This window comes from Chryseobacterium phosphatilyticum, from assembly GCF_002899825.2.
Lineage (GTDB): Bacteria > Bacteroidota > Bacteroidia > Flavobacteriales > Weeksellaceae > Chryseobacterium > Chryseobacterium phosphatilyticum.
Map to the genome: position 1 here is coordinate 1 of NZ_PPED02000109.1, position 447 is coordinate 447.

1 protein-coding gene is annotated in these 447 nt (G+C 62.4%); it reads left to right on the plus strand.

The genetic code is table 11. The annotated features are described in order from the left end of the window. Positions 1–444 (plus strand): alpha/beta fold hydrolase (locus C1631_RS25585; protein WP_133248975.1); only part of this gene is annotated, 444 nt, incomplete at its 5' end. Positions 445–447: the final 3 nt, after the last annotated feature.

The following is a 447-nucleotide window of genomic DNA, read 5'->3' on the forward strand; positions in this document are numbered from 1 at the left end:
GTCCTGCAGGGGCCGACGCCGGACCCGGAATCGCGCGGCCTTGTCCGGCAAGTGGTCGGCTTCTTTGCCATTGCACCGTTCGAGCGCTGGTCGCTCGCTTGGGTGGCGCTCGCCGACTATGCCCGTGGTGGGATCAAGCGCTACATCCTGACCTTACGCAGCATGGTCGGCAACCGCATCGGAGAGAAGGTGCTCCGAGTCACGCAGCCGACGCTCGTGGTTTGGGGAACGCGTGACTACATCGTCCCTTATGCATTTGTGACGAGCCTTGCAGCGGCCCTGCCTCGCGGCCGTCTTGCTGTCATCCCCGGCGCCGCCCATGGGATCAACTACTCGCATCCGAAGGCGTTTGTTTCGGTCTTACTTCCATTTCTCCGTGCCACCGGCCATCGTCCTAGCCCGCTTTATTCACCAGGGTTTGGCTGGCGACGTGTTTTGAGCTGAAGG